Raw genomic sequence first — 26,668 nt, forward strand, 5'->3', positions numbered from 1 at the left:
GCGCGGGCCATCGATCAATTTTGCTCCGGCTTCCTGCCGAAAAACATGTCGAACAGCAGCAATGCCGCACCGACGGTAATCGCACTGTCGGCAATATTGAAGGCCGGGAAGAACCAGCTCTGCTGCCAGTGCACCAGAATGAAGTCGGTCACCTTGCCGTGAATCACCCGATCGTACAGGTTGCCGATGGCGCCACCCAGAATCAGTGCCAACGCGATGGCTTCAAGCTTTTTGCTGCGATCCAGACGCGCCAGCCAGACGCACAGCACTATGCTCACAACGACTGCGATGACGGCAAACAGCCAGCGCTGCCAGCCACTGGCGTCGGCCAGAAAGCTGAACGCGGCACCGGTGTTGTAGGCCAGGGTGAAGCTGAACAGGTCATCGATGATCGGCACCTGCTGATACAGCTGCAGCTCCGACACAGCCACCCATTTGGTCAACTGATCGAGCACAATGACCAGCGCCGACAGCACCAGCCAGATCAGACTGCCCTTGCGGACATCAGGCATGCTTGCGTACCTCACCGGCGCCTTCGATGTTCTCGACGCAGCGGCCACAGATGTCCGGGTGAGCGGCGTGGCTGCCGACGTCGGCGCGCAGGTGCCAGCAGCGTGCACACTTGGCAGCGCCTGACTTGACGATCTGCAGCTTCAGGCCTGGAACCTCGGTTTCTACCGCCTGCTCGCCCGCCTCGGCCAGCGGTGCCAGGGTAGCCTGCGAGGTAATCAGCACAAAGCGCAGCTCATCGCCCAGCTGGGCCAGCGCGGCGCGCAGGCTGTCATCGGCGTAGAGGGTGACTTCGGCTTCCAGGTTGCCACGCAGTACCTTGGCATTGCGCAGATTTTCCATTTCCTTGTTGACCGCCTCCTTCACGCCCATGACCTGGGCCCAGAAGTCGCGACCCAGCGCCTGCCCTTCCGGCAGCGCCTCAAGCCCTTCGTACCAGGTGGTGAGCATGACCGACTCGCTGCGCTCGCCCGGCAGGTACTGCCAAAGCTCCTCGGCGGTGAAGCACAGGATTGGCGCAACCCAGCGCACCAGCGCCTCGGCGATGTGATACAGCGCAGTCTGACAGGAGCGACGCGCGACGCTGTTCGCCTGGGTGGTGTACTGACGGTCCTTGATGATATCGAGATAGAAGCCGCCCAGCTCCTGCACACAGAAGTTGTGCACCTTCTGGTAAACATTCCAGAAGCGATAGGTTTCATAGGCCTCGACAATCTCCTGCTGCAGCAGCAGGGCACGGTCAACGGCCCAGCGATCCAGATCCAGCATTTGCTCGGCCGGCAGGGCGTCGGTCGCCGGATCAAAGCCGCTCAGGTTGGACAGCAGGAAGCGCGCAGTATTGCGGATACGGCGGTAGGCATCAGCGCTGCGCTGAAGGATCTGATCCGACACAGCGATTTCAGCGGTGTAATCGGTCGAAGACACCCACAGACGCAGAATGTCGGCACCCAGGGTGTCGTTGACCTTCTGCGGCGCGATGGTGTTACCCAGCGACTTGGACATCTTGCGGCCCTTCTCGTCGACCGTGAAACCGTGCGTCAGCAGGCCACGATAAGGCGCATGACCGTCGATCGCACAACCGGTCAGCAGCGACGAGTGGAACCAGCCGCGGTGCTGGTCGGAGCCTTCCAGATACAGGTCGGCGCGCGGCCCCTGATCGTGGCCCATCGGGTGCGAGCCGCGCATAACATGCCAGTGGGTGGTTCCGGAGTCGAACCAGACATCCAGGGTATCGCTGATCTTTTCGTACTGGGCTGCTTCATCGCCCAGCAGTTCGGCCGCATCCAGATTGAACCAGGCATCGATCCCCTGCTGCTCCACGCGCTGGGCAACCTGCTCGATCAGCTCGACGGTGCGCGGATGCAGTTCGCCCGACTCGCGATGCAGGAAGAACGGGATCGGCACGCCCCAGTTACGCTGACGGGAGATACACCAGTCCGGGCGGCCGGCAATCATATTGTGCAGGCGCTGCTTGCCCCAGCCAGGAACAAAGTCGGTCTCTTCAATGGCCCTGAGCGCGCGCTCGCGCAGGGTCTCGCCATCGGCGACCGGCACATCCATGCCGACGAACCACTGGGCGGTAGCACGGTAGATCAGCGGCGTCTTGTGGCGCCAGCAATGCATGTAGCTGTGCTGGATGGTCTGATGCTTGAGCAGGGCACCCACTTCCTCCAGCTTGGCGACGATGGCCGGGTTGGCCTTCCAGATAAACTGGCTACCGAAGAACGGCAAATCCTGAACGTAGACACCGTTGCTCTGCACCGGGCTGAGGATGTCATCGTTGTGCATGCCGTACTGCTTGCAGGTGCGGAAGTCGTCTTCACCATAGGCCGGAGCCGAGTGAACGATACCGGTACCGGCGTCCAGCTCGACATAGTCAGCCAAGTAAACCGGCGACAGGCGGTCATACAGCGGGTGACGGAAGTTGATCAGTTCAAGCGACGCACCGGCGGTGGTAGCGAGCACCTGGCCTTCCAGGCCATAGCGCGCCAGACAGTCGGCAACCAGATCCTCGGCAAGCACCAGCAGGCGCTCACCGGTATCAACCAGCGCGTAATTGAATTCGGGGTGGGCATTCAGCGCCTGGTTGGCAGGAATGGTCCAGGGTGTTGTGGTCCAGATGACCATGGCTGCCGGCTTGGGCAGCGCATCCAGACCGAAGGCCGCCGCCAGCTTGTCGGCATCCTCGACCGAGAAGGCAACATCAATGGCTTCGGACTTCTTGTCCTGATACTCGACCTCGGCCTCGGCCAGCGCCGAGCCACAGTCAAAGCACCAGTTGACCGGCTTGAGACCCTTGAACACTACGCCCTGCTCGACCATGCGGCCCAGCGCGCGAATCTCGCCCGCCTCGTTGGCATAGTTCATGGTCAGGTAGGGATTGTCCCAGTCACCCAGCACGCCCAGACGAATGAAGTCGGCCTTCTGCAGCGCAACCTGCTCGCCGGCATATTCGCGGCATAGCGCGCGCACCTGATCGGCCGGCAGGTGCTTGCCGTGGGTCGTTTCCACCTTGTGCTCGATCGGCAGACCGTGACAGTCCCAACCCGGCACGTAGGGCGCATCGAAGCCCGACAGGGTCTTGGAACGGACGATCATGTCCTTGATGATCTTGTTGAGTGCATGACCGATATGAATAACGCCGTTGGCGTACGGGGGGCCATCGTGCAGGACAAACTGCGGACGCCCCTGGCTGACTTCCCGAATCCGCTGGTACAGGCCGTCCAGACGCTTGAGCGTCTCCGGTTCGCGGTTCGGCAGCCCGGCCTTCATCGGAAAATCCGTGGCGGGCAGATTCAATGTCGCTTTGTAGTCGGTCATTTTCTATCAGGCTCTCGAAAAATTTACAGACCCCACTGGGCCCTGGCGGCAGCAAAATCGGCCTTGATCGCCGCCTGCAATGCGTCCAGCGAGTCGAAACGCTTTTCGTCCCGCAACTTCTGGTGAAAAACGACGGTCAGCCGGCGACCATACAGATCGCCGGAAAAATCAAACAGGTGCACCTCCAGGTGCGCCTTGCCATCCCCGCTGACCGAGGGGCGCTTGCCGATATTGGCCACGCCCTTGAGCACCACACCATCCAGCTCAACGCTGACGCGGTATACGCCGTGCAGCGGCGGATTGACCCGCTTGAGCTGAACATTGGCGGTCGGCGCACCTATGGTACGTCCCAGCTGTTGCCCGTAAACCACACGCCCGGTAATGCTGAACGGGCGACCAAGCAACAGCGAGGCGAGAATAAAATCGCCCTCGGCCAATACCTGGCGCAGGCGGCTGCTGCTGATCCGCTCGCCACTCTCGGCGACCGTGTTGGCGGCCTCAACGGTAAACCCGTGCGCAATCCCGCTTTGTTGCAGGAAGGCAAAATCGCCGGAACGGTCACAGCCAAACCGGAAGTCGTCGCCAACTTCAAGGTGGCGAACCCCCAGACCATCAATCAGTACCTGTTGCACAAACTGCTCGGCACTAAGCTCGCGCAGCCTGCGATTGAACGCCAGGCACAGCACACGGTCCACCCCGTTGTGCTGCAGCAGGGTCAGCTTCTCGCGCAAGCGGGTCAGCCGCGGCGGTGCAGCATCAGGCGCGAAGAACTCGCGCGGCTGCGGCTCGAAAATCACGACACAGCCGGGCAGCCCGAGACGTTCGGAGTGCGCACGCAGGCGCGCCAGAATGGCCTGATGTCCAACATGTACACCATCGAAATTGCCGATAGTGGCGACGCAGCCCCGGTGCCGGGGCCGCAGGTTATGTAAACCGCGGACCAGTTCCATAATGCTCGTCAGTGGTGGGTCAATCGAAACGCCGCAGTATACAGGCTTGCGGGGTTGCGCGTCATGCCGTTCAACCCCGTGCCCCGCGCAGGTCACGCATTCGCAGGCCCAGCGCAAACAGTATGCCGAGGTAGACCACCATGCCGCCCACCACCAGCAACGTCATCTCCCAGGCCTTGCGCTGCCAGCCCCACGCCAGCCAATCAGCCGTTGCAGGCACCATCCACAATAGCAGCGCCGCCATCGCGGCGGTTGCCGCAAACAGTCTGAGGGCAAAGCGCGTCCAACCCGGCTGCGCGTGGTAGACACCATCACGGCGCAACCCCCACCAGAGCAGCCCGGCATTGAGCAGCGCGGACAGCGATGTGGCAAGCGCAAGGCCCACGTGCTGCAGCGGCCAGATCAGCAGCAGGTTGAGCCCCATATTGGAGACCATGCAGATAATGGCGATGCGCACCGGCGTTTTCGTGTCCTGGCGGGCAAAGTAGCCAGGGGCCAGGACCTTGATCAGCATGAAGGTCATCACACCAACGGAATAGGCTCGCAGTGCAGCGGCCGACTGGCTGACGTCATCGCCGGTCATCGCACCATAATGAAACAGCGTGGCAATCAGCGGTTCGGCCAGCAACAGCAGCGCGAGCGCGGCGGGCACACCGACCAGCAGGACCATGCGTACCGCCCAGTCCAGCGTGCGACCGAATGCCTTGAGGTCGTCACCGGCATGCTGGCGCGACAGCGCCGGTAGAATGACCGTACCGATGGCAATACCGAATGCACCCAGCGGCAGCTCCGACAGCCGATCGGCGTAATACAGCCAGGAAATGCTGCCGGTCTGCAGAAAGGACGCCAGCACGGTATCCAGCAACAGGTTGATCTGGCTGACCGACACGCCGAACAGCGCCGGCACCATCAGCGTCATGATGCGCTTTACGCCCGGATCACGGCGATTGGGCCGCGGCACCGGCAGCAACTTGATCTGCGCCAGAAACGGCAACTGAAACAGCAGCTGGGCAACACCCGCGATAAACACGCCCCAGGCCAGCGCCATGATCGGTTGTGCGAAATACGGTGTAAGGAACAGGGTCGCGCCGATCATGCAGACGTTCAGCAGTACCGGCGTAAACGCCGGAACCGCGAACCGACCATAACTGTTGAGGATCGACCCACACAGCGCTGTCAGCGAAATCAGAAACAGATAGGGAAAGGTGATGCGCAGCATGTCGGTCGCCAGCGCCAGCTTGGCGTCATCACCATGAAAACCAGGCGCAAACAGGGTGATGATGACGGGCGCGCCGGCAACCCCGAGCGCAGTGATCCCGGCCAGCGTCAGACCGAGGGTCCCGGTCACGCGGTCAACCAGTTGCCTGACCTCGGAAAGGGTGAACTTGGTGCGATACTCCGAGAGCACCGGCACGAAGGCCTGGGCAAAGGCTCCCTCGGCAAACAGGCGACGCAGAAAATTGGGAATCTTGAATGCAATAAAGAACGCATCCGCTTCGGACTGCGAACCGAAATAGGCGGCGACCACGATGTCCCGCACCATGCCCAGCACCCGCGACAGCAGCGTCATGACGCTGACCACAAGGCCGGATCTGAGCAGGCTTGGTGCCTTGGGTGCAGCAGGTTCAGGAGCAGCAGGTTGAGACATGAAATATGGCACCAAAATAAAAGCGCCATCATAGCGGCGCGCACTTGCCCTTGTCAGGCCGCACGTGTGTAAAATGCTGCCCCATCGGCCACTGTGACCACCGGTCAACACAGCCGTTCAAGCAAGCCCATACAGGCTTGACAATCGGCAAGACCGGCGGCATAGTACGCGGCCTTGTTTGTACCTAATTCATCCAGATTTTCTGAGGAGCAAGACGGTGGCCAACTCACCTCAAGCCAAGAAACGCGCCAAGCAGGCCGAGAAGCGCCGCAACCACAATGCAAGCCTGCGCTCCATGGTCCGTACCTACATCAAAAACGTCGTCAAGGCGATTGATGCCAAGGACCTCGACAAAGCCAAGGCAGCCTACACCGCTGCTGTTCCGGTCATCGACCGCATGGCTGACAAAGGCATCATCAACAAGAACAAGGCCGCTCGCCACAAGAGCCGCCTGAACGCGCACATCAAGGCCATGGCTGAAGCCGCCTGATACCGCTGTTCTTGCTGAATGAAAAAACCGGCCCTGGCCGGTTTTTTTGTGCCCGCAGAAAATACGCAATATTGCGGCCGCGACATGTCGCGCCCCTACGACCGCCCAACACCCCACCACCCCGTCATCCTCGCGCAGGCGAGGATCCATACGTACTCTGACGCATCACTGGATTCCTGCCTGCGCAGAATGACGGGCTATTGGTGCACTGCTGGTTGATGCAGGCGCAGGTGCAAGTGCAGGTCCGTGCGCGAGTGCCGCCGCGACATGTCGCGACCCTACGACTGCCCGACGCCCCTGCCACCCCGTCATCCTCGCGCAGGCGAGGATTCATACCCGCCCTGACGCATCACTGGATTCCTGCCTGTGCAGGAATGAAGGCTATTGGTGCACTGTTGGTTGGTGCGGGTGCAAGTGCAGGAGCAGGTCCGTGCGCGAGTGCCGCCGCGACATGTCGTGGCCCTACGACTGCCTGACGCCCCTGCCACCCCGTCATCCTCGCGCAGGCGAGGATTCATACGTACTCTGACGCATCACTGGATTCCTGCCTGCGCAGGAATGACGGGTGGTGACTAAATGACGGGTGATGGCTACTAGCCGAGCAAATGAGTTACACATCCAGCCGCGCCATATCATGCACCAGCACGACTTGAGCCATGCAGAGCCACGGCATGCCGTGGCCGCACCGGTCACACCAGGACCAGATTGTCCTTGTGCACCATCTCCGGATCGTCGATGTAACCGAGGATGCCGGCGATCTCATCGGTCGACTTACCGGCGATACGCGCCGCATCCTGCGCCGCGTAATTGGCCAGCCCGCGCGCCACCTCGCGCCCGTCAGGCCCCACGCAGACCACCATCTCACCACGGCGGAAACCACCCTCAACTGCGGTCACACCGACCGGCAACAGACTGGTTCTGCCGGAACGCAACGCCCTGACCGCACCCGCATCCAGCAACAGGCGACCACGCGTCTGCAAATGCCCGGCCAGCCACTGCTTGCGCGCTGCAAGCATGCCTTTCTCCGACAGCAGCAACGTGCCGAGCGATTCTCCCGCATGCAGACGATCAATCACCCGCTCAATGCGTCCGCCAACAATTACAGTCGCAGCGCCGGAACGAGCCGCCAGGCGCGCAGCTCGCAGCTTGGTCGCCATACCGCCCCGACCAAGCGCACCGGAACTGCCACCCGCCATCGCATCCAGCGCCGGATCGTCAGCCATCGCCGACGACACCAGCTCGGCACTCGGATTGCTGCGCGGATCAGCAGTGAACAGGCCGTCGCGATCCGTCAGGATAACCAGCAGGTCCGCCTCGACCAGGTTGGTTACCAGCGCACCCAAGGTGTCGTTATCGCCGAAGCGGATCTCGTCAGTGATCACCGTGTCGTTTTCGTTGATAACCGGAATAACGCCCAGGTCCAGCAACGCACGCAAGGTGCTGCGCGCATTCAGGTAACGCTTGCGATCAGATAAATCGTCATGGGTCAGCAGAATCTGGGCAGTCGACAGCCCGTGACGCTGAAAGCTTGACTCCCAGGCCTGCACCAACCCCATCTGCCCGATGGCAGCAGCCGCCTGCAGGTCATGAGTCGTCTTCGGTCGCTCGGACCAACCAAGACGACTCATACCGGCCGCAACCGCACCGGAAGACACCAATACCACTTGCGCACCGGAGGCACGCAATGCCGCCAATTGCTCAACCCATACCGCCATCGCCGCCTGATCGAGACCACGTCCATCGCCGGTCAGCAGCGCACTGCCAATCTTGACCACCCAGCGACGGGCCCCGGTTACCTTTTCACGCATGCTGATCCCATCAACAAAATGCCAAAGACAAACCGCGGCAGCAGCGGCGGCCGCCACGGAACTCTTCACCTGACAACTCGAAGCAATCAGTGGACGTAGAAGATCTCCGGACCGTCCTCGTCATCCTCGTCGTCGTCATCATCCAGATCATCCGCCGAAATACCCTGCTTGCGCAGCGCGCGACGATCATCCAGATCCTGGATGTGGGCACGCGCCTCATCCTCGATACGCTGATCCAGCTCAGCCATCTCGGCAGCGTATTCCTCATCCTCGACCAGACGATGCTCACGCTCATCGAGCCAGTTCATTACATCCTTGGCCAACTCCGCAGTACCCAGACGCTCGGAGGCGGAAATAACGTAAACCGGACCTTCCCACTCCAGACGCTCGACCACATCATCCAGGATCGCCTGCTGCTCGTCTTCCAGCAGTTGATCGCACTTGTTCAGCACCAGCCAGCGCTCACGCAGGGTCAGCGATGGACTGAACTTGCCCAGCTCGTGAATAATGGTTTCGACCGCTTCCACCGGATCGGACTGATCCAGCGGCGCCATATCGACCAGATGCAGCAACAGGCGCGTACGCGACAAGTGCTTGAGGAAACGCGTCCCCAAACCCGCACCATCGGCAGCACCGGCAATAACACCCGGAATGTCCGCGATCACGAAGCTGCGCAGCTGCCCAACATCGACCACACCCAGATTCGGCACCATGGTGGTAAACGGATAATCAGCCACCTTCGGCTTGGCCGCAGAAACCGAGCGAATAAAGGTACTCTTGCCCGCGTTCGGCAGACCCAGCAAACCCACGTCCGCCAGCACCTTGAGCTCCAGCTTCAGATCACGCAGCTCGCCCAGCGAACCCTGCGTAGTCTGACGCGGCGCCCGATTCACGCTGGACTTGAACCGGGTATTACCCAGACCATGGAAACCACCCTGCGCTACCAGCAGACGCTGACCAGCCTCGGTCAGGTCACCAATGATTTCCTGGGTCCCCGCATCAATCACGGTAGTACCAACCGGCACAGGGAGAACCATGTCCTCACCCTTGGCGCCAGTACAGTCACTGCCGCGACCATTCTCGCCACGCTGCGCATTGAAGCGGCGCGTATAGCGGTAGTCGACCAGCGTATTCAGATTGGGATCAGCCTCAAGGTAGATAGAGCCGCCGTCACCGCCGTCTCCACCATCCGGACCACCCTTGGGAATGAACTTCTCGCGACGGAAGCTCATGCAGCCATTACCACCATCACCGGCCTTGACCGTAATGGCTACCTCATCAACAAATTTCATTTATCTCCCCTTCCCAGGCGGGACGGGCTATTGGAAAAGATACGCTACAAACAAAAAAGCCCCGTCGCAAGACAGGGCTTTTCAGAAGCTGGGGCTTATCAGGCGGTTACGACACTGACGTAACGACGACCGAACTTGCCTTTGACTTCAAACTTGACCACACCTTCGACCTTGGCGAACAGAGTGTGATCCTTGCCCATGCCGACGTTCTTGCCGGGATGGAACTCGGTGCCACGCTGGCGAACAATGATGTTGCCCGGAACGATGGCCTGGCCACCGTACATTTTCACACCAAGTCGTTTGGATTCTGAATCGCGGCCGTTACGCGTGGAACCGCCTGCTTTTTTGTGTGCCATGAGTCTTTACTCTCCTGAATCAGCTTAGGCAGAGATGCCGGTGATCTTGATTTCGGTGTACCACTGACGGTGGCCCTGACGCTTCATGTGGTGCTTGCGGCGACGGAACTTGATGATGCGAACTTTGTCGCCACGACCGTGCGCGCTGACTTCTGCAGTCACCTTGGCACCCTCAACAACCGGAGCACCGATCTTGACGTCGTCGCCGTTTGCAACCAGCAGAACCTTGTCAAACTCGATGGTGGCGCCGGTTTCAGCGTCCAGTTTCTCTACTTTCAGGAACTCGCCTTCAGCGACCTTGTATTGCTTGCCGCCGGTAACAATGACTGCGTACATGTTGCTTTCTCCGTAATCCTGCTCACCCAGCGCTTTAGAGGAATGGTTATTGGCTGGCATGGCTGCAAGTGACTTCGCCTATCGAAATCGACCTTGCCATTGTCAAAACAGGGATGCTTTATCTCAGGGCGCGGATTTTACTCAACCGTCCGACATTAAGCAAGTACCACAATGCGCGCAAAACCCGCGTTCCTTGACAGCTTGGGGCCCGCAACCTAGCATGCCGCGGAACCTTTTCTGGAATTCTGCAATCAATGAGCACGTTGCCTTTCTACGAGCCGGTCGCCGGAGACTTTGCTGCGGTCAACCAGCTGATCCTGGACCAACTGCACTCCCGGGTACCCCTCGTGGAAAAGATCGGCCATTACATCATCAGCGCCGGCGGCAAACGTCTGCGCCCCCTGGTGGTGTTGCTCAGCGCCAGAGCCTGCGATGCGCACGGTCCGGACCAGCACAAGCTGGCAACCATCATTGAATTCCTGCATACCGCCACCCTGCTGCATGACGACGTGGTGGACACCTCAGACATGCGCCGCGGACGCTCCACCGCCAATGCCCTCTGGGGCAACGCGCCGAGCGTACTGGTCGGCGACTTCCTCTATTCGCGAGCCTTCGAGATGATGGTTGCCCTCGGCGAGCTGGACGTCATGCGCATCCTTGCCAACGCGACCAACGTGATTGCCGAAGGCGAGGTACTGCAGCTTTCCAAGGTGCGCGACGCCAATACCGACGAAGCCACCTACATGGAAGTCATCCGCAGCAAGACTGCCATGCTGTTTGAAGCCGCGTGCCACAGCGCCGCCATTCTCAGCAAGGCAAGCAGCGAACAGACCGAAGCCTTGCGCCAGTATGGCGACGCCCTCGGCATCGCATTCCAGCTGATGGACGACCTGCTGGATTACAGCGGTGACGCCGCCGAGATGGGCAAAAACGTTGGCGACGATCTGGCTGAAGGCAAGCCCACGCTGCCGCTGATCTATACGATGCGCAACGGCAGCGCCGAACAGGCCGCGCTGGTACGGAGCGCCATTCAAAAGGGTGGTACGGACGAAATCGCGCCGATCCGTGCAGCGGTTACCGACTGTGGCGCCCTGGATTACACCGCACGCCTCGCGCAGGAGCACGCTGATCGCGCCGTCGCGCTGCTCGACGCCCTGCCGGCATCAACCTACCGCGACGCCCTGGAGCAACTGGCGCGTTTCGCAGTCAAGCGCAGCTTCTAAGCAATTTCAGGCCCTCTCCGTGCAGAGGGCGCCACACCTGAAACCCGGCGGGGTGGCCCGGTCACGGCGTGCCGTGGTCATACGATGCATCTGTAGGGACGCGACATGTCGCGTCCGCAAACCGGCCGCATATAAACCAACAGATGTACCGACACCCACGGCTACCGCCCTACGGTCACGGCATGCCGTGACCCTGCGCAGGGATCGGGGTTAGGCGCGCGTCCGGCAACGGGTTGGACGCGGAACCGCGTGCAGACCGATCAGAGAACCTTGATCAGCTCGATATCGAAAATCAGCGCGCTGTGCGGCGGAATGCTGTTACCCGCGCCACGAGCACCATAGGCCAGCTCGGACGGGATATACAGACGCCACTTGGCACCTTCCTGCATCAGTTGCAGGGCTTCGGTCCAACCAGCGATGACACCGCCAACCGGGAATTCGGCCGGCTGACCGCGCTTGTAGGAGCTGTCGAAGACCTCACCGGAAATCAGCGTGCCTTCGTAGTGAGTGCGAACAGTTGAACTGGCGTCCGGCGTTGCACCCGTACCGGCGGTAACAACCTCGTACTGCAGACCGGATTCCAGGGTAATGACACCCTCACGCTTGGCATTCTCGGCCAGGAAATCAACGCCGGCCTGTGCAGCTTGCGCCGCAGCGGCTTCAGCAGCGGCCTGCATCTTGCCCTGCAGCACCTGGAACGCCGCCTGCAGCTCTGCCTCAGGCACCTGGCTGGGCTGCTGCTGGAAAGCGTCCTTCAGGCCGGCCGCAACCAGCTCCAACGCCAGATCGGGAATATTGCTGGCCAGCAGTTGCTCGCCCATCTGACGGCCGATGCCGTAGCTGACGCGTTTCTCGTCGGTATCAATCATGTTGCTCATGGGGAGCCTCCGCAAAAAATGGCCGACAAGCCTGACACATTGTCGGCAAAAATTCACCCGGTGCCGCGAATCCGCTACAATGCGTCGCTTTCTGCCCTCCTGACCGGAAAGCCGCCTCTCATGCTGGAAAAACTGTTCAAACTGCGCGAAAACGGTAGCAACGTACGCACCGAAGTACTTGCCGGCGTCACTACCTTCCTGACCATGGCTTACATCATCTTCGTCAATCCGATGATGATGGCCGACGCCGGCATTGACCCCGGTGCTGCCTTTGTGGCGACCTGTCTGGCTGCAGCCATCGGCTCCCTGGTCATGGGGCTCTGGGCCAACTACCCGATTGCACTGGCCCCCGGCATGGGCCTGAATGCCTTTTTCAGCTATACCGTTGTCGGCTCGATGGGCTACAGCTGGCAGGTAGCGCTGGGCGCCGTCTTTCTCTCCGGTTTTCTGTTCTTCCTGCTCAGCCTGTTCCGCATCCGCGAGTGGATCATCAACAGCATCCCGCTGCCGCTGCGCTCGGCGATTGCCGCCGGTATCGGCCTGTTTTTGGCACTGATCGCGCTGAAAAGTGCGGGCCTGGTCGTTGATCACCCGGCAACCCTGGTAGCTCTGGGCGACCTGAGCAAACCCGAACCGCTGCTCGCTGCCGCAGGCTTTGCAGTGATTGTGGCCCTGGCCTATCGCAAGGTCACCGGGGCCGTGATGATCGGCATTCTGCTGATCACGGCCATCAGCTTCATCATTGGCCTGAGCCACATTAACGGCATCGTCTCCGCGCCACCCAGCCTGAAACCCACCTTCCTTGAACTGGACATCAAGGGCGCCCTGGAAGTCGGCTTGCTTAGCGTGATCTTCGCCTTCCTGTTCGTTGACCTGTTTGACACCTCAGGCACCCTGATCGGTGTCGCACAGAAGGCAAACCTGGTCGAGCCGGACGGCAAGATGCCGCGCCTGGGCCGCGCACTGATGGCCGACAGCACCGCCACCATGGCCGGCGCCGCGCTTGGCACATCCACCACCACCAGCTACATCGAATCTACTGCCGGTATCAGCGCGGGCGGCCGCACCGGCCTGACCGCATGCGTGGTCGCCCTGCTGTTTCTGCTCAGCATGTTCTTCTCGCCACTGGCCACCGCGGTACCGGGCTACGCGACTGCACCAGCGCTGCTGTTCGTCGCCGTGCTGATGACCCACGGCCTGGTGCAGATCAACTGGGATGACCTGACCGAGGCGGCCCCAGTCGTGGTCACCGCACTGGCCATGCCGCTGACCTTCTCGATCGCCAACGGTATCGCCCTGGGCTTTATCAGCTGGACGCTGATCAAGGTCCTGGCCGGACGCTGGCGTGACCTGAACCCCAGCCTGTATATCCTGGCGGGGCTGTTCGTGATCAAACTGGCGCTGTTTAACTGATGAGCACCGCATTCCAGCCCGAGCAGTACGACGCGCAACTCAACGAAAAGCGTGAGCGCCTCAAGGCATTGCTCGCGCCCTTCAGCGCCCCCGAGCCTGACGTGTTTGAGTCGGCACGGGAGCACTTCCGCCTGCGCGCCGAGTTTCGTCTCTGGTACGAAGCCGGGGTGCCTTATTACGCCATGTTCGAGCAGGGAGACAAGCGCAGCCCGATCCTGATCGAGCAACTGCCTATCGCCAGCCGCCGCATCAACGCGTTAATGATGCCGCTGCTCGAAGCCTGCAAGGCTGATCCCGTGCTCGGCCGCAAGCTGTTTCAGATCGAGTTTCTGACCACCCTGTCTGACCAGGCACTGATTACTCTGTGTTACCACCGCCCGCTGGATGACAGCTGGGACGCACCAGCCACGGCACTGGCCGAGCAACTGGGAGTGCAGCTGATCGGCCGCAGCCGCGGCCAGAAGCGCGTACTGCAGACGGATCATGTGACGGAAACATTGGAGGTGGCCGGTCGCCAGTGGCATTACCAGCAAATCGAAGGGGGCTTCACCCAGCCCAACGGCGAAGTGAACCAGCACATGCTGAGCTGGGCCCTGGATGCCGCAGGTGAAAACGACGACGATCTGCTCGAACTGTACTGCGGCAACGGCAACTTCACATTGCCGCTGTCCACCCGCTTCCGCCGAGTACTGGCGACCGAACTGGCAAAAAGCTCGGTTCGTGCGGCTCAGGAAAACCTGCAGATCAACGCTGTGGAAAACGTCACACTGGTCCGCCTGGCCAGCGAAGAGGTCACCCAGGCCCTGACCGGCGTGCGCCCATTCCGCCGCCTTCAGGGCATCGACCTGAGCGGTTTCGAGTTCGGCACCGTATTCGTCGACCCGCCGCGCGCCGGCCTCGACCCGGCCACACTGGAACAGGTGAAAGGCTACCGCCGCATCCTGTACATTTCCTGCAACCCTGAAACGCTTGCCGAAAACCTGCAGGAACTTACAAAAACGCACCGCGTAGTGCGGTGCGCCCTGTTCGATCAATTCCCTTATACCCATCACATGGAATCAGGGGTATTGCTGGAGCGCCGCTAGGCGCTCCGGGCATGCCACCTATTCCCAGGACGCCGTGCCGTCGCTGTCCCACGTGAGCGTATCGGTGCCAGCCATCCGCCCCCTCGGAGTCGCCACAATTCGGTAGGTCTGGTTACCCGCCGGAATAGTGAGCTGCACCCCGTAATTGACGTTTGCGTTGAGCTCCGGGGCCAGCGCAGCAACCGTTGCCCCCCCATAGGAGAAGTTCTTGCTGCGGTAGCGCTCCAGCGCACTGGCCAGTTCCACAATCTGCCCCTGCGCCTCACGCTGCAACCCGCGCTCGACGTATGCCGTGTAGGAAGGGTAGGCAATAGCCGCCAGCAGTCCGATGATCACGACCACAATCATCACTTCTATCAGGGTGAAACCCCTGCTTTTGCGAGATATCACTTGCACGCTCACTTACTCCCCACCCTCTGTGTCCTGCACTGAATGCTCCTCGCGGATAGTATTTGCCTCGTCCGGCGGCAACTGCATCCAGCGACGCTTGCGCAGACGCGGATCACCCAGCGCGCCTTCGCCTACGACTTCAGTACCCACGATGGTAATCACCCTTCCCTGATCGTCAACCAGGAGGGTTGGCGTTGGTGCAGGCGTTGACTGTTCCAGCGCCTGGCTGCGAGACGTTGGTGTTGGCAAGTCATCCGACAGGGCCGCTGGGCGGGCGGTCAGGAGATTAACGGTATGCAAGTAGGAACGCCCATACCGGACAGCACAGGGGTTGTCGTACTCCTGATCTACCGTTGGTGCATAGGTGGTAAACAGAATCCGGTTATTGAAAATAATCGGCGACGCCAGTGCCTTTTCACCTGTCTCGGCAAAGGTGTAATACCAGCCGCGCTGAGTTGTCAGCGGCGTGCCACCAGCCGTTACATTGGTCAGATTACTGATGGTCGCTTCCGCCTGGGTAGCACTGGGATTCAAAGCAGTCCTGTCCCTGATCACGAACACACCGTCGGTAGTCGTTTCGTCCAGGGGATGAGCCCGGTATCCGGAACCGATAACGACATAAAGCTCGTTCCCTGTGTTGGCCTTGACCAGGCCGACAGCCGGAGCTTCATAGAAGCGCCTGCGGGTCGAGCCTGTGTTCCCGCCGAGGTTGGCGATTCGCTCAACCCCATGATCACCATCATCTTCGATAGTGATACGGAAAACCTGGCCACCAAGGTCGCCGTAATACATATGATCGGCAACGCCATCAAAATCAATGTCGACCACGGCGATACTGCTGGGTACAGCCCACTTCATGCTGTTGACGGTTTTGACGGCATCGTTTCGGCCACCAGCTGACCACACAACCTCGCCGGTGCGCGCATTGAGGAAGTAGACCATATTGCCCATCTCGTCACCGGTAGAGAGGGCAGAATAGTTGTCGTGGTCGTTCGGGCTGTAACCACCACCGACCACAATAATAGGCACCTCGCTGCCACTGCCATCGGGCACACTGGTCAAGGTCGGAGTCGACCAGGTCTGGCCAAGGCCGGCAAGGTCCTCCGAGCTATTGTTCACCTGCCAGAGCATCTCAGGATCAGTCGGGTCGGTCACATCCAGAGCATAGTAGTTCCGCCCGCCGCGACGCATGCCACCATACAGGTAGACGAACTCCGGCTCAGCCATCGCGTTGGCACCACCCTTGCGCCAGGCGACCCAGCTGCCGTCCAACCCATAGGTCTGACGAGTATTGTTTACCCTTAGCGGAGGACGGCTGGTAGTGTAGAGATTGGCCTTCTGCAGAATCTCGTACGGCATAAAGGCAAAGGCTTCTGACCCGTCTTCGGTATCAATTGCATGCAGCATGCCGCCATTGGTCGAGACGAATACGTAGTTGTTTTCCGCGTCCTCACCGTAATTGACCATAACAGGAACGCTGTGCAGCGGATCACCCCACATGGTCTTGAGTTCGTTCAGCAGCGCAGTACGCTGCGCGGCGGTGGCATTGGCAGCCAAACCAAGCTGGGCGTTGCTGGGTACGCTGGTGCTTCCCCAGTTCATTTCCTGCAGGTCACCGCCTAAGGAAGTTGTGTAGAACAGGTTACGCGTGCCCACCTGCTCGCGCGCGCCGCCCTTGGTAACATCAGGGCCATCGATCATTGAGCTCCACATGCTCTGGGAGCCGGTACGGAAATACCCGGTAGCCGGATCGACCGCATAGCCATTCTGACCGCGAATCTCGCCGTCCACGACTTGATAGCGCTTCAGGTTGCCGTTCCAGTAACTACTTTCAAAGGGCTGAAATACGGAGTAATACAGCTGATCCAGATGCTGGAAACGGTTCATGGCGTTCACGGCCACGCCCGGCGCCGAGATGGAGCGCGCGTCTTCGTCGATCAGATCCAGGGTTTCCTGGAAAGCTTCCAGCAGGGTTTCTGCGCTGTCAGAGTCGTAGGTCTCACCGCCGCCGGCAGCTGACACGGTTTTCATATTGGTCAGCGTACTGTCCCCCATATACAAACCAATATTATGGGTCTTGATGGGAGTATTCAGACTGTTGCCGTTTGAGTTCAGATAAGATGCAATTCGCACCTGACACTCGTAAGAGTTCCTGCCACAACTGACGAGCCCAACATCCTCAGGATCATCGCCAGAGGGAGTACCGTCGGTAAACAGGATAATGTGGTTCGACTCGCACTGATTAGCGGAGTTAACAGGTGATACAAAGTTGTTACCGTTAACTACAGCGCGCTCCTCGTCGCAGCCACCCTCAACCGTTTCACAAACCTGCACCGTGGTTTGGACGGTTAGCTCATAAATGGTAGTGCGCTGCTGATAATCCGCTTGGTAATAACGGTAACTCCAAGACCACCACGGACGCTCCCGATAACAGTTTGGTAAATTAGTATCGCACCAGTCGACGCTGCGATAGCTGGTCAGTCGACAGGTCGACTGATTGAGGTCACAGGACGGCACCGTATTCCAAACATAACTGGCGTTGCAGGCCGGATCGGAGGTATCACAAGAGTCAACCTGAACGATATCTGTCTGGACAACGTCTCTACAGACCTCCTCATCTGGCGCATTACTTACACACACCTTGCCGGAGTTGGAGTAAGAAACCCCTGTCCTGTTTCTGCGACCCAGCATGTAGTCTGCCATATCATCAAAAGCAAGCGCTGTGGGCGTGCTGCCTGATGGCTGCGCGTTACTACTGGGGTAAGCGCTATCCTGACCCCCGTTAATCGAATTTAGCGCAGTCAGGAAGTAAGGTCTGGTCAAATCGTTAACCGGCATTACCGGCAATAGAATCTGCCCACCGGAACTACCACGCAAACGCCCAAAACCGATTTCCACCGTATTTGGCGCGTCAGCAATGATCTGCTTCATCGCTTCATGCAACAGCGTGATTCGCCGGTTCTGGATATCGCTACACCAGTTACTTCCCGACCCGGTACGGCAATTACGCATCGAACCGGACGTATCCAGCATAATCAGCACGTTGGCTTTCGGGGTATTCTGTTCATTCGCCGCATTTGCTCGGGCGAAATAAATCTCAGTGTCGTCCGCGTTGGCGAACACCGGGATTACCAGACCCAGGCAGCATGCCAGCAGTCGGGTGCGCAATACTGTTTTCAGATTGATCATGTGCACGCTCTCCCTAATTGATCTCAGCGCCGGGTTTGATACCGCGCTTGAGCGTTTCCTGCAGGTGATGGTTTTCGATGCGGTAGGTCGCCATCTCGCTTTCACCCAGCATGTTTATCCGATAGTCCACAAATATCCCTGCACCACCAGTAGAGCTGACCTGCGAGCCGGCAATAGGGCTAAAGCCGTCGAGGTAGCTGAACGAACCGGACTTCAGCAGCCCACGAACGTCCATGGCGTCGGTAGTGCCGCAGGCGCCTTCGGCTATCCCGGATGACTTCATGCAGTATTCTGCCGGCTTGCCATCTACGGCGGCATATAGTTGCTCATTATCCAGTGCCGTCAGTGCGTCGTATGTACTGACAATCGCGTTCTCTGCAGCCTCGAACGTCATCACATCTGACTGCACCCCGGTAGCCACCTTGGCCGAAAAGACGCTGGCGCGCATGGCCGACAGCCCGAGCACAGACACCATCAGCAGCACAAGTAGCGCTATCACCAACGCCACACCGCGCTGCGTCTGAACCTTCATTGCCACTGCCATCAAACACCATCCCAGTCGTAGTTGCGGATCATCACTGTTGAGCCGAAGACCTTTCTCAGGCGCGCATCAGCTGCGACGCTGATCACCTGATCTGCCAAGTAGAAGGCTGATGCTGCTGCATCAACCTGGGCGTTGCCATCACTGGCAAGCAGGATGGCAAAGCGGATGGCTACAATCGGGTTGCTGCCCTGCCCACCGGCATTCACATATTGCGTCACGTTGGGCTCGCCGTTTCTATCGGTATCAATGCCGTACTGCACCTGAAAGCTTTCGACACCTTCCATCAACTCCGCTGCTGCTGTCCCGGCGGTAAGGCTTCCTTTACAGGACAGCACACCCTGATCGCTGACGAAGTAGTGGTTGGTGATGTCCTGCTCGGTACCGTTACCCGTGCCCTGGCAGTCGCGCACACCGAAGTAGCGTATGACCAGTTCGTCATTAGCCCCGCTGGCACCATCGGTGGAGTGAACAGGTAATGCGGTATCCATAATGACCGGCGCGATGGTACCGTCCGTGGACGTGCCACGACCTGCCTGGCGAATGTCCGACATCATGTAACGCAGCAGCAGTTGACCGTTTTCTTCCAGCGAGGAGACTATCCGCTGGTGGGCAAAGGTCTGGTTGTTCACCAGCAGCAACTGCAGGGCCACACCGCTGGCAATCAACCCAAGCACCAGCGCGATCATCAATTCGATAAGCCCGAAGCCCGTCTGGATGCGCTTCATAGTGATATCTCCATGACCAGACACTTGCTGTCATCTGCGGTATTGATACCGGTATTACTGATGCACTGAGACGGCTCCTGATCTTCCCAGCTGACAACCACACAACCCAGCGAGTTGAATGCACAATCCAGCGCCATCACTCGCCCGCTGGGCAAACTGAACGATGCAGCCCAGACCAGTTGCTTGATATCCCAGATGGCCATTTCATCGGATTCGCAGATACTGGTCATGCAGCCCTTCCAGTCATCAGGCCCTCCGTTCTCACCAACCGCACTCTCGGGCCAATTGGTAGAGTTGGCGTAATACTCCGCTTCAGCCGGATTGGCCTTGATGCGTTCAATCGCGTCCTGGGCAATCATCGCGGCGTGGGCACGATCATTGGCATCACTGCTATTGCGCAGCGCTGTCAGTTGCAGGCCGGCATAGCCCAACGCACCGAACGCGACGATGAGCAAGGCAACCAGCACCTCGAGCATTCCGACTCCGCGCTGACGGCGCGCATTAACGGCTGCGCAATTCATGGGCAATCTCCCTTCTCCGTTTGGGTCACTTTGCCCAGAAAGGACAGTTCAAGAGTGAATCCCTTTACCGGGCTGGCATCTGCCGAGCACACAGAGAACTCGGCACTGCCACCCGCAATACCGCCCTGAGCCGAAAAAGTCAGGCCGGCTGAATCATCCTCACGATCAACCGTTACACCATCCTCAGGCGTATAGGTTTTATCCTGCTCGCTGGATGAGGCGGGGTAATCGATAGTCCAGCCATTTCCCCAGCCTCCTGCGGCAGGACTGACGGTCACGTCGGCGCGCATGCTGAGGGCCTGCATTCTTGCCGCCCCCAGCGCTGATGCCAAGTCGGCGGTGGTTGCCCTGAGTGAGCTGTTCGCCATCATGGTGCGCATGCTCGGTACTGCTAGCCCGAGGATCACGCCAGCCACAACCAGGGCGATCAATAGTTCAATCAAGGTGAAACCCTTCACACATTTCATCCAAAGAACCCTCCTAGTACGACCTGCACTATAAAAAGGGCGAAGGTCAACGTCGCGACCCGGACGATGACCGGTCAAATCATCTGGATGACAGGTATGAAAACCAATACAAAAGTAACCCGCGACGCCAGACGGAGGCGCAACATTGGCCTGAGTCTGATCGAGCTGCTGGTCGCAATCACGCTCCTCGGCCTGTTTATAAGCCTGGGCACGCCATCACTTGGCCGGCTGATTGAGCAACGTCGGCTCGATGGCGCGGCCGACCGGCTGACCACCAGTATTCGTCTGGCACGTGAGACGGCGATCTCGGGCAATGTGGCGGTGGTGATGGCACCGACGGACGGCGACTGGAACGCCGGCTGGCGGGTATACGTAGATGAGAACCGCAACGGTCTGCCTGATACCGAGGAACAGCTTCTGCAGGAGGATCATGCCGCCGGCCTGGCGGAGATCAGTGCTACCGGAGAGCTGGCCCGTTACCTGCGCTACAACCCGCTGGGAGAATCGGAACGACTGGATGGCGGTTTTCTTGCCGGCACGCTGCACCTGTGCCCGGCAGATCTGACCCGACCCGGTCGACGACTGGTCATCAACCGGGTAGGCAGATTACGCAGCGAGTCGGCGCACCTGACAGCTGACACCTGCGCGGGAGACGATTAGCTCAGGTGCGGTACTCGGCGTTGATCCGCACGTATTCGTGGGACAGATCCGTGGTCCACAGCGTCTCGCTGACGTCGCCACGACCGAGCTCGATACGGATGGTGATTTCTTCCTGCGCCATGACGCGGGCACCTTGCTCTTCAACGTACTCTGGCGCGCGGCCACCCTGACGGGTAATGCAGACATCATCCAGGTAGACGTCTATTTTCTCGACATCCAGTTCCGGTACGCCGGCATAGCCTACGGCCGCCAGAATACGCCCCCAGTTCGGGTCAGAGGCAAACAGCGCAGTCTTGATCAAGGGCGAGTGGGCGACAGCGTAGGCGACATCCAGGCACTCGTTGCGATTGCCGCCGCCGTTGACCTGAACAGTGACAAACTTGGTTGCGCCCTCACCATCACGAACGATGGCCTGGGCCAGCACCAGCAGCACGTCCTTGATCGCTGCGGCCAGCTCGGCGTAACCCGCCGCCTCAGTGCTGTCGATCGGCGCAATGGCGGCCTTGCCGGTCGCAATCAGCATGCAGGAGTCGTTGGTGCTGGTGTCGCCGTCGATGGTGATACGGTTGAACGACAGATCTGCGGCTTCACGCAGCAGCGCCTGCAGTACCGGCTGGGCAACCGGCGCATCGGTGGCAACATACCCCAGCATGGTAGCCATGTTTGGACGAATCATCCCGGCGCCTTTGGAGATACCGGTGATGGTCACGGTCTGACCGCCGATCTGAATCTGCCGGCTGCAACCTTTTGGCTGGGTATCGGTTGTCATGATGCCTTCGGCAGCGACCGCCCAGTTATCTTCGGACAGGTTTTCGAGGGCTGCCGGCAGCACCGGAATAATTTTGTCGGCGGGCAGCAGCTCGCCAATCACGCCGGTGCTGAACGGCAAAACCTGCTCGGGCGAAACGCCAGCCAGACCGGCCAGTGCCTCACAGGTGCGCTCGGCTGCCGCCATGCCGGGCTTGCCGGTTCCGGCATTGGCGTTGCCGGTGTTGACCAGCAGATACCGCGGAGCATTGCCCATGCGCTGACGGCAGAGGGTGACCGGTGCGGCGCAAAACGCGTTGAGCGTGAACACGCCGGCAATCGCAGAGCCTTCTGCCGCCTCCATGACGACCACGTCCTTACGACCGACTCGCTTGATGCCCGCAGAAGCAATACCAAGACGAAAACCGGGAACCGGGTGCAGCACAGGCAACGGGCCAAGACCGACAGGCATGATCAACAACTCCAGAAAAGAGATAAATAGAAGCCGCAAGCTGCAAGCTGCAAGGCGGATGGCCGCCCCCTACAAGCTGCAAGCAATGGTAGGCCGGGCGGCGCAGCCGTCAAGCACTCTTGCAAACTCTGCCGCTATTAATTGGCTCAAACACCGCGCGGTTCGATAACGCGCGGGTTTTGCTTGTAGCTTGCCGCTTAAGGCTTGAAGCTGCTGAGCCGAAGGCTCAGCTAATTTGTCCGTGGCAATGTTTGTACTTCTTGCCGGAGCCACATGGGCAGGAATCATTGCGGCCTACCTTGGGGCCTTCACGGGTAACGGGCGCGGCGGCACCTGCCTGCTCCGGTTCACCAGCCTGATCCCCTGCAGCATCGGCAACGGCGTTCACTTCCTCGTGCTTGAACTGCATGCGACGCTGGAGTTCTTCAGCCTGACGGCGCAGCCGCGCCTCTTCCTCGGCCGGGTCTTCGCGACGAACCTGGACGTGACTGAGGACGCGGATAGTGTCGCGCTTGAGCGTTTCCAGCATTTCCTGGAACAGATTGAAAGCTTCGCGCTTGTACTCCTGCTTGGGGTTCTTCTGCGCATAGCCACGCAGGTGAATACCCTGACGCAGGTGATCCATGGTTGCCAGGTGTTCTTTCCACAGGTCGTCCAGTACGCGCAGCAGCATCTGCTTCTCGAAGGTACGCAGCGCTTCGGCACCAGCCAGTTCTTCCTTCTCGCGGTAAGCGGCAACCAGCGCTTCCAGTACCCGCTCGGCAACACCCTGCTCGCTCAGGCGCTCATCCTCATCCAGCCACTGCTGAATAGTCAGGTGCAGCCCCAGATCGGAAGCGATACTCTGCTCCAGCCCCGCAACATCCCACTGTTCCGGCAGGGTGCCGGGCGGCATGTGTGCACTGACCAGATCATTGACCACATCCTGACGAATCGCGTTGATAGTCTCTTCGACACTTTCGCTGGCCAGAATGGAGTTACGCTGACCGTAAATCACCTTGCGCTGCTCATTGGCAACGTCGTCGTACTCAAGCAGCTGTTTGCGAATGTCGAAGTTGCGGCCTTCGACCTTGCGCTGCGCCTTTTCGATGGCATTGGTAACCATGCGATGTTCGATCGCCTCGCCCTTCTCCATCCCGAGTGCTTTCATAAAGTTCTTCACCCGGTCAGAGGCGAAGATGCGCATCAGGTTATCTTCCAGCGAGAGGTAGAAACGGCTCGACCCCGGGTCACCCTGACGGCCCGCACGACCACGCAGCTGATTATCGATACGGCGTGACTCGTGACGCTCACAGGCAATAATGTGCAGACCGCCGGCTTCAAGTACCTGCTGGTGACGCAGCTGCCACTCGTCCTTGATCTGGGCGATCTGCTGCTCGGTCGGGTTCTCCAGTGCAGCCACTTCCGCTTCCCAGTTGCCACCCAGAATGATGTCGGTACCCCGACCGGCCATGTTGGTAGCAATGGTCACGGCACCGGGACGGCCAGCCTGAGCAACGATTTCCGCTTCCTTCTCGTGGAACTTGGCGTTCAGAACCTTGTGCGGCACCTTCTCGCGGGTCAGCAGGTTGGCTACGACCTCGGACGACTCAATGGATGCCGTACCCACCAGCACCGGGCGACCTTGCTCCATGCAGTGCTTGATGTCGGTAACGATGGCGGCAAACTTTTCCTCGATGCTGAGATAGACGAGATCGTTGTAGTCCTTGCGCACCATCGGCTTGTTGGTCGGGATAACAAGCACGTCGAGACCATAGATCTGACGAAATTCGAACGCTTCGGTGTCAGCGGTACCGGTCATGCCAGACAGCTTGGGATACAGCCGGAAGTAGTTCTGGAAGGTAGTGGAAGCCAGAGTCTGGCTTTCGGCCTGGATCTGCAGCCCTTCCTTTGCTTCGATAGCCTGGTGCAGACCCTCGGACAGGCGGCGGCCGGGCATGGTGCGGCCGGTGTGTTCATCAACCAGCAGAACCTGATTGTTCTGCACGATGTACTCGACGTTGCGATGGAACAGGGTATGCGCACGCAGGCCCGAGTGAACGTGATGCAGCAGGCCGAGGTTCTGGGCCGCATACAGGCTGTCACCCTCGTTGAGCATGCCTTCACGTGCCAGCAGCTCCTCAACAAACTGGTGGCCTTCTTCTGTCAGTTCAACCTGACGAGCCTTTTCATCAATCAGGTAGTGACCTTCAACGCCCTCTTCCCCTTCCTCCGGCAACTTGCCGCGCTTGAGCAGGGGAATCAGTTTATTGATGGTGGCATACATGCGCGAGCTGTCTTCGGCCGGGCCGGAAATGATCAGCGGCGTGCGCGCCTCGTCGATCAGGATGGAGTCGACCTCGTCCACCACTGCGAAGAACGGCTCACGCTGGAATTTGTCTTCCAGCCGGAACGCCATGTTGTCGCGCAGGTAGTCGAAGCCCAGCTCGTTGTTGGTGCTGTAGGTAATATCACAGCGATAGGCAGCGCGCTTGTGCTCCGGGTCCTGCATCGGTACGACCACGCCCACGGTCATGCCCAGGAACTCGTACAAAGGACGCATGGTGTTGGCGTCACGGTTGGCAAGGTAATCGTTCACCGTCACTACATGAACGCCCTTGCCGGCCAGCGCATTGAGATAAACCGGCAAGGTGGCAACAAGGGTCTTGCCCTCACCGGTTTTCATCTCGGCAATCTTGCCTTCGTGCAGTGCCATACCGCCGATCAGCTGGACATCAAAGTGGCGCATGCCCATCACACGTTTACCAGCCTCACGCACGACGGCGAAGGCTTCCGGCAACAGCGCATCCAGCGTCTCGCCAGCGGCCAGGCGCTGCTTGAACTCGTCTGTTTTCGCCTTCAGCTGTTCATCACTCAGTGCATTCAAGCTTTCTTCGAGGGCGTTGATCGCAGCGACAACCTTACCCATTCGCTTCAATTCACGGTCGTTCTTGCTTCCAAACAGCTTTTTCATTAACGGCGCAAACATAATCGACTTAGATATCCATGTGATGAGTGGCGTGTCCAGTCCCATGCTGCCGGACCAGCCCGAAAACGGCATTCTACTCTGATTTCTGCCGCACATTAAACCGCGCGGCGGAGGCGGCCGCCAGTCGAAAATGCCTTCGACAGGCAACCTATATGAGGGTCAGGGGAGGTTATTTCAACGCCAGGAAGCGGGCAGGATTGACCGCCATGCCGTTGCGATAGACTTCGAGATGAAGATGCGGACCGGTAGACCTGCCAGTGGTACCCACCCCGGCGATCTCCTGCCCCTTCTGTACCAGATCACCCTTGCTGACCTTCAGCACAGAGGCATGCGCGTAGCGGCTCTTCAAACCGCCGCCATGATTGATTTCGACCATATTGCCGTAAGCGCCATTACGCCCGGCAAAGGTCACAACACCGGCGCCCAGCGCATGAATCGGCGTCCCGCGCGGCGCTGCAAAGTCGAGTCCGTTATGCATTGAAAGGCGCCCGGTAATCGGATCGGTACGCCGCCCGAAGGTCGATGATACATGACCAACGCTGACCGGAACGAAATCGAGGATGGCATCCACATCGGTCTGCCGGCTGACCATCAGGTCTTCCAGCAGCTGCAACTGCTGGGTCCTGTCGTCAACCCGGGCCGACAACTGCTCGATCAGCCCCTGCAGGTCGGATGGTGCCTCGAAGGAGAGGTCGTCATCGCGCAGCTCCGGACCACCCATACCGGTCCCAGGATCCAGACCGATGCCGAATTCGAACTCGGATTCCGAACCAAAATCGAACTCGCCATCATTGAAATCAGCCAACTCGGTCAGTCGCTCACCCAGCGCATCCAGACGGGTCAGGCGCATTTGCAGACGGGCAAGCTGCTGACTCATGCGTTCGATCTGCGCCTGAGTGCCGTCATCTTCGACCAGCGGGTCTGTGTCATAGTCCTGCAGAACCTGCTGCCACTGCGGAATCTGGTTTTCGGCAGCAGCCACCTCAGGCGAGCCACCCGCCATCAACTGCCAGGTTATCAGCGACGCAACCAGTGGCAACGCCAGCAACAGGGACACGCCAGCAAACACCCAGGGCGCCCCCAGGGTCAGCGTGCGCGATGCGCCATTGCGCCCGGTAAGAATAATGATGTTCAAATAACTACCCCAAACATTCCTGACGGCGGTTCTGATAGGAT

At 59.6% G+C, this 26,668-nt stretch carries 23 protein-coding genes; 5 read left to right on the top strand and 18 right to left on the bottom strand.

Annotated elements, in window-relative coordinates:
• Nucleotides 1-14 precede the first annotated feature (14 nt).
• From lspA to murJ, 4 genes are all read right to left on the bottom strand, one after another.
• Entirely contained in the window at nucleotides 15-512 is a 498-nt protein-coding gene (gene lspA / locus O5O48_RS01245; protein WP_228245808.1) for a signal peptidase II, read from the bottom strand.
• A complete protein-coding gene (gene ileS / locus O5O48_RS01250) occupies nucleotides 505-3,330 on the bottom strand; it encodes an isoleucine--tRNA ligase (protein ID WP_269687936.1) in 2,826 nt (941 codons plus the stop codon). Before ileS ends, lspA begins: the two co-directional genes overlap by 8 nt.
• 23 nt (nucleotides 3,331-3,353) lie before the next feature.
• A complete protein-coding gene (ribF, locus tag O5O48_RS01255; RefSeq protein ID WP_233049082.1) occupies nucleotides 3,354-4,280 on the bottom strand; it encodes a bifunctional riboflavin kinase/FAD synthetase in 927 nt (308 codons plus the stop codon).
• 70 nt (nucleotides 4,281-4,350) lie between these two features.
• Nucleotides 4,351-5,928: a murein biosynthesis integral membrane protein MurJ gene (gene murJ, locus O5O48_RS01260; RefSeq protein WP_269687937.1), complete on the bottom strand. Its 1,578-nt coding sequence runs from the start codon at nucleotides 5,926-5,928 to the stop codon at nucleotides 4,351-4,353.
• Between the two features lie 217 nt (nucleotides 5,929-6,145).
• On the opposite strand from murJ, the gene rpsT reads away from it, so the two are divergent.
• On the top strand, nucleotides 6,146-6,418 hold the full coding sequence (gene rpsT / locus O5O48_RS01265; RefSeq protein ID WP_083725310.1) for a 30S ribosomal protein S20: 273 nt from the start codon (nucleotides 6,146-6,148) through the stop codon (nucleotides 6,416-6,418).
• A gap of 689 nt (nucleotides 6,419-7,107) precedes the next feature.
• Here rpsT and proB read toward each other — a convergent pair.
• The 4 genes from proB to rplU all read right to left on the bottom strand — a co-directional run bounded on the left by proB (nucleotide 7,108) and on the right by rplU (nucleotide 10,210).
• Entirely contained in the window at nucleotides 7,108-8,226 is a 1,119-nt protein-coding gene (gene proB / locus O5O48_RS01270) for a glutamate 5-kinase (protein WP_088274922.1), read from the bottom strand.
• Between the two features lie 86 nt (nucleotides 8,227-8,312).
• Nucleotides 8,313-9,518, bottom strand: coding sequence for an Obg family GTPase CgtA (cgtA, locus tag O5O48_RS01275; protein WP_228245804.1), 1,206 nt, complete (start codon nucleotides 9,516-9,518; stop codon nucleotides 8,313-8,315).
• 98 nt (nucleotides 9,519-9,616) lie between these two features.
• Nucleotides 9,617-9,874 (bottom strand): 50S ribosomal protein L27, encoded by a 258-nt coding sequence (rpmA, locus tag O5O48_RS01280; protein WP_088274866.1) that lies wholly within the window; start codon nucleotides 9,872-9,874, stop codon nucleotides 9,617-9,619.
• 24 nt (nucleotides 9,875-9,898) lie between these two features.
• Nucleotides 9,899-10,210 (bottom strand): 50S ribosomal protein L21, encoded by a 312-nt coding sequence (gene rplU, locus O5O48_RS01285; protein WP_088274864.1) that lies wholly within the window; start codon nucleotides 10,208-10,210, stop codon nucleotides 9,899-9,901.
• 254 nt (nucleotides 10,211-10,464) lie between these two features.
• Here rplU and ispB point away from each other — a divergent pair, with 254 nt between their 5' ends.
• Nucleotides 10,465-11,433 carry an octaprenyl diphosphate synthase gene (ispB, locus tag O5O48_RS01290; RefSeq protein ID WP_269687938.1) on the top strand — a complete coding sequence of 323 codons (969 nt, stop codon included), beginning with the start codon at nucleotides 10,465-10,467 and terminating at the stop codon, nucleotides 11,431-11,433.
• A 260-nt stretch (nucleotides 11,434-11,693) separates the two neighbouring features.
• Here ispB and O5O48_RS01295 read toward each other — a convergent pair whose 3' ends face one another.
• Nucleotides 11,694-12,311 carry an FKBP-type peptidyl-prolyl cis-trans isomerase gene (locus O5O48_RS01295; protein WP_233049078.1) on the bottom strand — a complete coding sequence of 206 codons (618 nt, stop codon included), beginning with the start codon at nucleotides 12,309-12,311 and terminating at the stop codon, nucleotides 11,694-11,696.
• 120 nt (nucleotides 12,312-12,431) lie between these two features.
• Between O5O48_RS01295 and O5O48_RS01300 the strand changes: the two genes are divergently transcribed.
• On the top strand, nucleotides 12,432-13,724 hold the full coding sequence (locus O5O48_RS01300) for an NCS2 family permease (RefSeq protein WP_228245801.1): 1,293 nt from the start codon (nucleotides 12,432-12,434) through the stop codon (nucleotides 13,722-13,724).
• Nucleotides 13,724-14,809 carry a tRNA (uridine(54)-C5)-methyltransferase TrmA gene (gene trmA / locus O5O48_RS01305; protein ID WP_269687939.1) on the top strand — a complete coding sequence of 362 codons (1,086 nt, stop codon included), beginning with the start codon at nucleotides 13,724-13,726 and terminating at the stop codon, nucleotides 14,807-14,809. The genes O5O48_RS01300 and trmA overlap by 1 nt, the downstream gene beginning before the upstream one ends.
• An 18-nt stretch (nucleotides 14,810-14,827) precedes the next feature.
• Here trmA and O5O48_RS01310 read toward each other — a convergent pair whose 3' ends face one another.
• From O5O48_RS01310 to O5O48_RS01335, 6 genes are read right to left on the bottom strand one after another with little or no spacing between them, the layout of a single operon-like run.
• A complete protein-coding gene (locus tag O5O48_RS01310) occupies nucleotides 14,828-15,205 on the bottom strand; it encodes a type IV pilin protein (RefSeq protein ID WP_269687940.1) in 378 nt (125 codons plus the stop codon).
• Between the two features lie 6 nt (nucleotides 15,206-15,211).
• Entirely contained in the window at nucleotides 15,212-18,388 is a 3,177-nt protein-coding gene (locus O5O48_RS01315; RefSeq protein ID WP_269687941.1) for a PilC/PilY family type IV pilus protein, read from the bottom strand.
• Nucleotides 18,389-18,401: 13 nt separating this feature from the next.
• The gene (locus tag O5O48_RS01320) at nucleotides 18,402-18,920 is read right to left on the bottom strand and encodes a PilX N-terminal domain-containing pilus assembly protein (protein WP_269687942.1); all 519 of its coding nucleotides are present in this window, start codon (nucleotides 18,918-18,920) and stop codon (nucleotides 18,402-18,404) included.
• Between the two features lie 11 nt (nucleotides 18,921-18,931).
• Nucleotides 18,932-19,657, bottom strand: coding sequence for a PilW family protein (locus tag O5O48_RS01325; protein WP_269687943.1), 726 nt, complete (start codon nucleotides 19,655-19,657; stop codon nucleotides 18,932-18,934).
• Entirely contained in the window at nucleotides 19,654-20,178 is a 525-nt protein-coding gene (pilV, locus tag O5O48_RS01330; protein ID WP_269687944.1) for a type IV pilus modification protein PilV, read from the bottom strand. Before pilV ends, O5O48_RS01325 begins: the two co-directional genes overlap by 4 nt.
• Nucleotides 20,175-20,621, bottom strand: coding sequence for a GspH/FimT family pseudopilin (locus tag O5O48_RS01335; RefSeq protein ID WP_269687945.1), 447 nt, complete (start codon nucleotides 20,619-20,621; stop codon nucleotides 20,175-20,177). Before O5O48_RS01335 ends, pilV begins: the two co-directional genes overlap by 4 nt.
• Nucleotides 20,622-20,741: 120 nt before the next feature.
• On the opposite strand from O5O48_RS01335, the gene O5O48_RS01340 reads away from it, so the two are divergent.
• Entirely contained in the window at nucleotides 20,742-21,305 is a 564-nt protein-coding gene (locus O5O48_RS01340; protein WP_269687946.1) for a GspH/FimT family pseudopilin, read from the top strand.
• Nucleotide 21,306: 1 nt separating this feature from the next.
• Here O5O48_RS01340 and argJ read toward each other — a convergent pair whose 3' ends face one another.
• The 3 genes from argJ to O5O48_RS01355 all read right to left on the bottom strand — a co-directional run bounded on the left by argJ (nucleotide 21,307) and on the right by O5O48_RS01355 (nucleotide 26,627).
• A complete protein-coding gene (gene argJ, locus O5O48_RS01345) occupies nucleotides 21,307-22,524 on the bottom strand; it encodes a bifunctional glutamate N-acetyltransferase/amino-acid acetyltransferase ArgJ (protein WP_269687947.1) in 1,218 nt (405 codons plus the stop codon).
• Between the two features lie 226 nt (nucleotides 22,525-22,750).
• Nucleotides 22,751-25,492, bottom strand: a complete 2,742-nt coding sequence (gene secA / locus O5O48_RS01350) for a preprotein translocase subunit SecA (RefSeq protein WP_269687948.1) — start codon at nucleotides 25,490-25,492, stop codon at nucleotides 22,751-22,753.
• Between the two features lie 169 nt (nucleotides 25,493-25,661).
• Nucleotides 25,662-26,627: a M23 family metallopeptidase gene (locus O5O48_RS01355; RefSeq protein ID WP_269687949.1), complete on the bottom strand. Its 966-nt coding sequence runs from the start codon at nucleotides 26,625-26,627 to the stop codon at nucleotides 25,662-25,664.
• Between the last annotated feature and the right edge of the window lie 41 nt (nucleotides 26,628-26,668).

The sequence above is a fragment of the Halopseudomonas sp. MFKK-1 genome, assembly GCF_027474385.1.
Classification (GTDB): Bacteria; Pseudomonadota; Gammaproteobacteria; order Pseudomonadales; family Pseudomonadaceae; genus Halopseudomonas; species Halopseudomonas aestusnigri.